The organism is Thioalkalivibrio sp. ALE16 (assembly GCF_000381305.1).
GTDB lineage: Bacteria > Pseudomonadota > Gammaproteobacteria > Ectothiorhodospirales > Ectothiorhodospiraceae > Thioalkalivibrio.
In genome coordinates, this window is record NZ_KB906378.1 from 1 (window position 1) to 8,652 (window position 8,652).

At 62.9% G+C, this 8,652-nt stretch carries 5 protein-coding genes; 4 read left to right on the forward strand and 1 reads right to left on the reverse strand.

Translation table 11 applies throughout. The annotated features are described in order from the left end of the window. Positions 1 to 17: 17 nt before the first annotated feature. A protein-coding gene (locus F627_RS0114665; RefSeq protein ID WP_155987096.1) for an IS3 family transposase occupies positions 18 to 1,126 on the reverse strand; the annotation gives its coding sequence in 2 pieces (ribosomal slippage) (positions 18 to 874 and positions 874 to 1,126; 1,110 coding nt in all). 514 nt (positions 1,127 to 1,640) lie between these two features. Here F627_RS0114665 and F627_RS0114675 point away from each other — a divergent pair. The 4 genes from F627_RS0114675 to F627_RS15900 all read left to right on the forward strand — a co-directional run. Continuing rightward, complete coding sequence (locus F627_RS0114675; protein ID WP_019584482.1) at positions 1,641 to 2,084, forward strand: hypothetical protein; 444 nt, start codon at positions 1,641 to 1,643, stop codon at positions 2,082 to 2,084. A gap of 119 nt (positions 2,085 to 2,203) precedes the next feature. After that, a complete protein-coding gene (locus F627_RS0114680) occupies positions 2,204 to 2,503 on the forward strand; it encodes a hypothetical protein (RefSeq protein ID WP_019584483.1) in 300 nt (99 codons plus the stop codon). A gap of 173 nt (positions 2,504 to 2,676) precedes the next feature. Continuing rightward, complete coding sequence (locus F627_RS0114685) at positions 2,677 to 7,776, forward strand: DEAD/DEAH box helicase family protein (protein WP_019584484.1); 5,100 nt, start codon at positions 2,677 to 2,679, stop codon at positions 7,774 to 7,776. Positions 7,777 to 8,309: 533 nt separating this feature from the next. After that, the coding region (locus F627_RS15900) for a hypothetical protein (protein ID WP_051081497.1) at positions 8,310 to 8,652 on the forward strand (343 nt) is incomplete at its 3' end.

The window sequence follows — 8,652 nt, forward strand, 5'->3', positions numbered from 1 at the left end:
GTGTCCACTTCCCCGGATTAGGTCCACGCATAACTAGAGGTTTCCGGGTGGTGTAGCTGCCGGTATTCGACCGGCGTCAGGTCCCCCAGCGACTCGTGAGGGATGGTTTCGTTGTAGTCCTGCAGCCACTGCTCGGTGTGTTCCCGGACTTCGGTCAGCGTTCGGAAGACGTAGAGATCCAGGACCCCACGGCGGTAGCTGCCGTTGAACCGTTCGATGAAGCCGTTCTGCATCGGTTTGCCCGGCTGGATGAAGCTCAGTTCCACGCCGCGCTGTTCGGCCCAGTCGGCGATCGCGGCCGAGACGAACTCGGGGCCATTGTCCAGCCGGAGCTGCTGCGGATAGCCCCGCCAGGCGGCAATACGCTCCAGCACCCGGATCACACGGGGTGCGGGCAGGTTCAGATCGATCTCCACGGCCAGCGCTTCCCGGTTGAAGTCATCCACGACGTTGAAGGTGCGGAAGCGCCGTCCGTCCCATAGCGCATCCGACATGAAGTCCGCTGACCATCCCACGTTCGGGGCTTCGGTCGACGCCAGGGGCCGTGGCTCCCGTGGTGGCAAACGGCGCTTGCCCTTGCGCCGCAGGTTCAGCTTCAGGGCGCAGTACACGCGCCAGACCCGCTTGTGGTTCCAGGGCATGCCCCGACGCCGGATCAGCTTGAACAGCTTGCCAAAGCCCCGCTCCGGATAGCGCTCCACCAGCTCCTGCAGAAGCGCGATCACCGCATCGTCCCGGTCCGGTTGCTTGCGATACCGCACCACCGACCGCGCAGCCCCTGCCGCCTGACAGGCCCGGCGCTGACTCAGCCCGTGTTCCTGCGTCAACGCAGTGACCACACGGCGCTTCTCGTCCGGGCTCAGAGCTTTTTTGTGATCACGTCCTTCAGGGCCGTGTTCTCCAGGGCCAGCTCGGCATACATCCGTTTGAGCCGGTTGTTCTCGTCCTCCAGCTCCTTCAACCGTCGGACGTCGGCTGCCTCCATGCCGCCGTATTTCGACTTCCACTGGTAGTAGGTCGCTTCAGAGACCCCGATCTCCCGACACACGTCCTTCACCTTCCGGCCGCCTTCGACCTGCTTCAGCGTCTGAACAATCTGGCTTTCCGTAAACCGACTCTTGCGCATCTCGGCCTCCTTTGGCTCTAGTGTGCCCGGAGACCTCCAGTTTTCAATGGACCGAATTTACGGGAAGGCGACAGTGGCACTTGAACTCTGGGGATCTGGAGGCGGCGAAAGAGACGGTGGGTCACGCACAGCGGCGCGAACGCCTGGTCTGATTCAGTATGAAGAACAGCGAACCGCCCGCGCTTTCCCGGGCGGCGGATCCCGGCCCGCAGCGGGATCAGAGGTGAAGCATGGGGCAGCGCATTTTGTATTTCGCTCGGCAGGAAGGGATGGATATAACCACGGCCGCCAAACTGGTAATCGAGACCAGGCACTCGGACGAATCCGATGAGGCTTTGCTTCAGCGCCTTATGCGTGGATTGACCCGGAGGGCCTTTCGATCGTCAGTGTCGATACCGCGGATTGTTCCTCTCGGTTCGACTTCGACACGGTGCTGGTCGATGCTGATGCCGTGTCTGAATAAAGCGCGGCGTAACGCGGGATCCAGGAATCCGCAGACTGCAAGGAGGCCCTTTTGAACCATCTCCCCCAGTACCAGATCCCGGTTCCGGTGGAACGCTTGACGCGCGAAAGCCTGGTGGATTTGCTGACGCGCACCGAGAAGCGGATCAACACGGATGCCGTGATGGCGATTGAGCGCCTTTTTCACCTCATCCCGGAAGGCGAACTCCCCGGGTACGGTCTTTTTCTGGGTCCGCTGGCGGGTTCACTCGTGGATTTCGACTGGATCGCCCCTGGTGCGAGGGTTCTGATTCCGCGGGGCGCGTCGATTCGGTCTACCAACGAACGGCCTTCAAAGGCGCGGCGCAACCACATTGTCACGGTCCATCGCGCTTATGCGGGCTTCATCCATGAGCCCGACATTCGGCCGGCGCATATCGTCTGGGCCGGGAGTGGTGGGTATTGGCGTGAGGCCGATCTGGACGACATTTTTGCGTTGGGTGGCGGGCATGAGTGAATCGCCCAGCGCATGATTTCCCTGCAACTCGCGCTAACCAATAGCGAAAAACTCGACAGGCATCGTGCCCTCGTTACTCTCCATTTCGAGGGTCTTTCTTAATCGATAGGAGTGTTGCGATGTCCGACTGGAAACCATTTGGGAGCGATCCGCTTTGCGGGGTCTATTGGGTCTGCGGCACGTATCCGGTGGCGGATGGTGATGTGGATCGTTACGGACAGCCGATTGGATGGCTCACGGGCGAGTCCAAGCCTTATGTGGCGCTGGTGGAGATCGATTTCGATCCGGCCCCGGGTGGCCGTTTTGATGTGTCCCCGGTCAATGAGTATGCCTGTGGGGATTGGGACGAGTCCTATGGGATTTCCCACTATATGGCGTTCGAACCCCCGTCGGCGCCCTCCATCAATAGTGGGGCTTGACCCTCGAATCGTTACCCCTCGGGCGTCATCGCCTGACGCCCGGACGTCAAATCCACCCGGCAAGAAATCGACAGGTCGGGATTTTCCCGTAGCCTGGTCCCTGTTGAAACAGCGAACCGCCCGCGCTTTTCCGGGCGGCGGATCCCGGCCCGAAGTCGGATTGGAGTGACACCATGAAAGGCAAGATTCAGGAGAACCTTGACGCCCTCGAGCTGCTTGCGGATCTGCAAAACCATCCGCGCGATCTGACCGAGGACGAACGATCCACGCTCAATGCGTATCGCGGCTGGGGCGCGTTCGCGGCCGTGTTCGACGAGGCCAAGGATGAATACGCCGAGGTCCGGAAAACGCTGCTGGGTCTGGTAACGCCGGAGGAATACGCCTCCCTGCGTTCTTCGGTGCTTGACGCCTACTTCACCCCGGAGCCGCTGGTGCGCCTGATGTGGGCGGGCCTGGAGCGTTTGGGCTTCGGGGGCGGGCGCGTCCTGGAGCCGACCGTGGGTTCCGGCGTTTTCCTCGAACATGCACCCGAGTCCGTGCGTAGCCAGACCACGTTCACCGGCATCGAGATCGATCCGGTGTCCGCGCGCCTGGCGGCGGCCCTGTACCCCAACGATTACATCGTGCCAAAGGCCTTTGAGGCGGTGTCGCTTCAGGATGAGGCGTTCGATGCCGCCATTGGCAACCCGCCGTACGACAACCGCACGGTTTTCGACAACACCGCCAAGAAGCTCAAGGGCTCGATCCACACGCTGACCATGGCGAAGGCCATGAAGAAGGTCCGCGCCGGTGGCGTTGGGGCCTTTGTCGTTTCCCGCTATGCCCTCGACGGCATGGACGATGCACGCGAATGGCTGCTGGCGAATACCCGCCTGCTCGCGGCCTACCGTCTGCCGGTGGAGGTGTTCAAGGACGCCGGTGCCGAAGTTATCACCGATGTTCTGTTCCTCCAGCGTGCCGACAACACGCACGGCGTTGAGCCCAATGCGGGTGACTGGATGGAACGTTTTGTGTTCGATCAAGACGGGGAATCCATCTCGATGAATACCTGGTTTGATGGCCGGCTGGATTGCCTTCTGGGCGACGCCTCGGTGGGGCGTGACCGCTTCTACAAGCCGAGCCTCGAACTGCACGACCGCGCGCCGGGCTGGCCCGATCTTCTGGAACGCGCCATCGAGCGCGATCTGTCTCCTGTAATGACGGGCTCGGTATGCGTCGACGAGCATGATCCGGCGATTGAACCGGCCGATTCTGCTTATTACACACAGGTTTTCGGCTTCACCCTGGACCGCAATACCGGCGCGGCCGTGCAGCGTCTTCCCGATCACGGCGACCAGTCCCGTTGGTGCTGGGCGCCCCGCCTGAAGGGGGCCAAGCTCGACCGGCTGAAGGCCATGCTGAACCTGCGCGACCAGTTGCGCTTCCTGATGGAGGCCGAAAGCCGCGGCGCGCCCGACGACCAGATCGAAGTCCTGCGCGATGATCTGCGCACCGACTACCGGGCGTTCGTGAAGCGATACAAGGCGATCCATGACCGCACCAATGCGGGTGTGATGGGCGAAGACCCGGATTACGCCCTGCTGCAAGGCCTGGAGCTTGACTACGACCCCGGGCTGACCCCGTCCATGGCGGAAAAGACCGACGACGAGCCGCGCGATCCGTCCTGGAGCGAGTCGGATGTGCTGCATCGTCGCACGGTGTTCCCGGAACGGGCGGATCAGCGCCCGACCACGCCGGAGGCGGCGTTGCTGGACTCCCTCAAGGCCACGGGCGGAGTGGACATGAATCACATGAGCCGGCGCAGCGGGATTGCCCCGAGTGAGCTGACGAAGGCGCTGGAAGGCCAGGTGTTCGCCACCCATCCTTTTGTCGGAGGGTTCGTTTCGCGCCCGCAGTATTTGAGCGGCAACGTCCGGAAGAAGCTCGAACAGGCCCGCGAATGGGCTCAACAGCATCCCGCGTTCCAAAAGAACGTGGAGGCGCTGGAATCGGTGTTGCCCGAGCCGATCCCGGCGGCGGATATTGTCGTGCCGCTGGGCGCGGCCTGGCTGCCGGGTGATGTCCTGGCGGATTTCGCCCGCCATCTGGTGAAGGCGAACTACTACCACACCCCGGAGTATGTCGGCGGGCTCTGGCACTTTTCCTCGACCCGAGGCATCCACTTTGCGAAGAATCGCAGCGAGTGGGGCGTGGATGACGAGTGGACCTTCCTGGTGATCTTCGAGCGCATGTGCAACAACCGTTCGCTTGAATCCTATACGCGCCTTTCGGACGGCTCGCGTGCCAAGGACGTGGATACCACCCGGCAGATCGAGGAACGCGCCCGGATGATCCGGGAGGCCTGGGAGGACTGGCTAATGGCGGACCCGGAGCGCCGGGAACGCCTGGAAACGATCTACAACGAGCGATTCAACAGCCACGTTGAGCCCCAATACGACGGGACCTTCCTGCTGAACGAGGACGGCACCCTGCCGGATTCGTCCGGGCTGTTCGTGTACGACCGCCACCAGATCAATGCCGCCTGGCGCATTGCGCAGGACGGCACCACCCTGATCGATCATGTGGTGGGCGCAGGCAAGACCCTGACGGCGATCACGGGCGCGATGCTCGCAAAGCGCATGGGGCGCGTGAACAAGCCGTGCTTCGTGGTGCCGGGGCATCTGGTGGGGCAGTGGGCCGACGAGTTCCGCAAGGCCTTCCCCAAGGCTCGCGTGCTGGCCGCCAGCGAGGACGACTTTGCCGGTGCCAAGCGTTCCCGGCTGTTCTCCCGAATCGCGCTCAACGACTGGGATGCGGTGATTCTGCCGCACAGCTCGTTCCAGTTCATCGACATGCCGCCGCACGCCAAGTCCATGATCCTCGACAGCATCCAGGAGACCATCGAGGAAGGGCTGCGAAAGGCGAAAGAGGGTGATGGCGACCGCCTGACCGTGCGCTCTATGGAGCGGACGAAAAAGCGGATTGAAGCCAAAATCGAAAAGCTCGTGGAGCGCAAGCCGAAGGATCGCACGGTCACCCTGGATGAAATGGGCCTCGATTCGATCCTGGTGGACGAGTACCACAAGTCGTTCAAGAACCTGTTCTACATGACCGAGCATCACGGCGTGGGCGGCCTGGGCAATCCGGAAGGCTCGATGGCGGCCTTTGATCTGCTGCTGAAGGCCCGCTGGGTACAGGATGCGCCGGGGGCCGGTGGGCTCGTGCTGCTGACGGGTACGCCGATCTCGAACTCCGTGGCGGAGATGTACACCGTACTGCGCTTCCTCGCGTTCGAGGAATTGCAGGAGCTTGGTATCGAGAGCTTCGACGCCTGGGCCTCGCTGTTTGCGACGCCGACCCGAGCCTACGAGCTGTCCAGTTCTGGGCGCTATCAGCTCAAGACCCGGTTCCGCGCGTTCAACAACCTGCCGGAACTGATGCGCCTGTACTCGCAGTTTGCCGATGTGATCCACAAGCCGGAGTTGCAGGCGATCTATGCCGAGAAGGGGCTGGAGTGGCCGACCCCGCCGATGCGCACCGGGGGCCCGATTATGGTTCACGCTGAACGCAGCCCGACGCAGGCCCGGTTGATGAAAACCATTATCCACCGCGCGGACCATCTGAGCGTGAGCCGCCCGGAGGACGATAACGCCCTCAAGATCTTCTCCGATGCGGGCAAGATCGCCCTCGACGCCCGGATGTACGAGCCGGATGCCCCGGATTTCGCCTTCTCGAAGGTCAACGAGTGCTGCCGTAACGTCTGCCATGAATACATCCGCTGGCACGCGGTACGCGGCACACAACTGATCTTCGTGGACTCCGGCACGCCGAAGGGCGCGGATGCGGAGGGGTACAACCTCTACGCCGACCTCAAGGACAAGCTCACCGATCTGGGCATTCCGGCACGGGAGATCGCGTTCATCCACGACGCGCCGACCCCGCGCAAGAAAAAAGAGCTGTTCCGAAAGGTCCGCTCGGGCGAAGTCCGCGTGCTGATCGGCTCCACCTTCAAGATGGGCGAGGGTATGAACGTCCAGGAACGGTTGGTCGCCAAGCATGACCTCGACGCCCCGTTCCGGCCCTCGGACGTGGAACAGCGCGACGGTCGCATTGATCGGCGCGGGAATCGCCTGCTGGATGAGGTCGAGGGTTTTGAGGTCGCGCTGTACCGTTACGGTACGACGCTGACGCTGGATGCCATGCGCTGGGCGATCCTGGAGCAGAAGGCCCACTTTATCGGTCAGGTCCGCAAGGGCACCGTGAACGAGCGAACCGTGACGGACGCCGACTCCGACGCGGCCGAGAGCGGATTTGCCGCCATGAAGGCCGAGCTTTCGGGCAACCCGCGCATCCTCGAGCATTTTCAGCTTTCCGAGGAACGCAACCGACTCGAAAGCCTGTTCCGGAGCGACCGCCGCAAGCGTTTTGAGGCGGAAGCCCGCCTCAAGGACCAGGATCGGCGCGAAGCTGCCCTGAACAACATGCAGGCGGATTGCGAGGCGGACCTGAAGGATCTTGCGAGCTACCCGGAGCTGACCCTTCAGGTGCGCTCGGAGCAGGCATCCGTGTCGGACCGTGAGGCTTTCGATGACCTGTTGAACCGCGCGGTGGGGAATGCCATGAACCACCCCAAGAGCGCGCTGCGTGAAGGTGTGGAAGTGGGCCAGATCAACGGTCTCGATCTACGCCTGGTGATGGGCACGGGCATCAAAACCTGCTTTGAGCTGGCGGGCCGGTTTGTCTCGGGTGTCTCTTTCTACGAGCGCGGCAAGACGATCACCACTCCGGGCCTGGTCACGCGGCTGTCGAACCTCGTGCGTGACCTTCCCTTCTTCTCGAACGATCGCATGGCGAAGCGGTGGCAGCAGTTCCGAGAAGACATGGAATCCGCGCAGCAGATCGTGGACTCCCAGCCCCCGGTGACACGGGATGACATCGCCGCGGTGTCCGAGCAGATCGCGGCCATTGAGCACGAGCTGTCCGAAAAGCGCGAGGAAGAAGGCGCGCAGGAAGTATCGGAGGACTCCACGCCGGAGCCGACCTTTGCGCAATGGCTGGCCGAACACGGGCCCATCGTGACGCCGGCGGCCCTGGCGACCGAATCGGCGGAAGAAGTGATCGATGCGGGGGAGGCGGTCGTGGAGGCTCCCGAAGAAGCGCCGATCCCGGATACGCATGTCGCCTGCGCGGCTCTGGAGGACGAAGGCTCGGATGTGGACCCGGTGACCGGGTTCGCCCGTCCGATGACCGGTGATACGCTGGATCTGTTTTCGGATTTGGGTGAGGCGGCGTAAGGTCCAGCCCGGGTAGTGTTCACGCCTTCCGGGTTCCCGGTTCGTTTTCAACCCAGGGGCTTCCGTGCCCCGCTTGTCTTGCCAAGGAGGCTCGATGTTTCTATGCGGTCGTGACCAGTGCCCCGACGGGCCGCCCGCGCGTTTCCCTGGATTTCACCCAGGGCGGGCATGTCTGGCCGGGCGCGGATGCCACCGGCATTGATCGCCAGGCTCGAATGTTCTTTGCGGACCCGGAGTGGTGTCGGGGTTGGGTTGATGCGTTGTTGCGTTCGTACGGTGTGGACCGAGGTTCGATCCGACCGCTACTGGAGGGCGTTTCGGAGGAGCGGGCGGGGTATCGGGTGAGCCCTTGAAAGCGGCATTTGACGGCACCCCCCCGCCGCCGGATCATAGGGTCAGGAACATCAATGGATCGATGGCCTGTTGCGCGCGCACGGAGGCGACCCGGACCCCTTCACCATGGGGTCGGAACACAACATCCCCGAAGTGCCCGGCAGTCGGCCTTTCTGATCCCCACGGAAAGGATTGCCGTTATGCGTACCCAACCCCTCGCCCTCACCACCGCCCTCGGGCTTCTGCTGGCCGGCCTGGCACTGTCCCTGAGTGGGACCGCCTTTGCCGAAACCGCCAGCTACCGCGTCATCCTGCCCGACACCGCGAACTTCGTGGCAGCCGGCGGGGGTGGTGAAGAAGATCTCTGCGATGGGACGGGCGTCGAGGAGGTCTGGAGCTTTACCGGACATAGCGACCGCGTCTTCGGCGTCGCCGTCGATGATGCGGGGAACGTCCACTCCGGGAGTGACGACCAAACCGTCCGCAAGATCGACCCGAACGGGAATGAGGTCTGGAGCTTTACCGGACATAGCGACCGCGTCT

Coding starts and splice junctions, on each gene's coding strand:
- F627_RS0114680 (WP_019584483.1), top strand. CDS start 2,204: ATGTCCGACTGGAAACCATTTGGGAGCGATCCGCTTTGCGGGGTCTAT.
- F627_RS0114685 (WP_019584484.1), top strand. CDS start 2,677: ATGAAAGGCAAGATTCAGGAGAACCTTGACGCCCTCGAGCTGCTTGCG.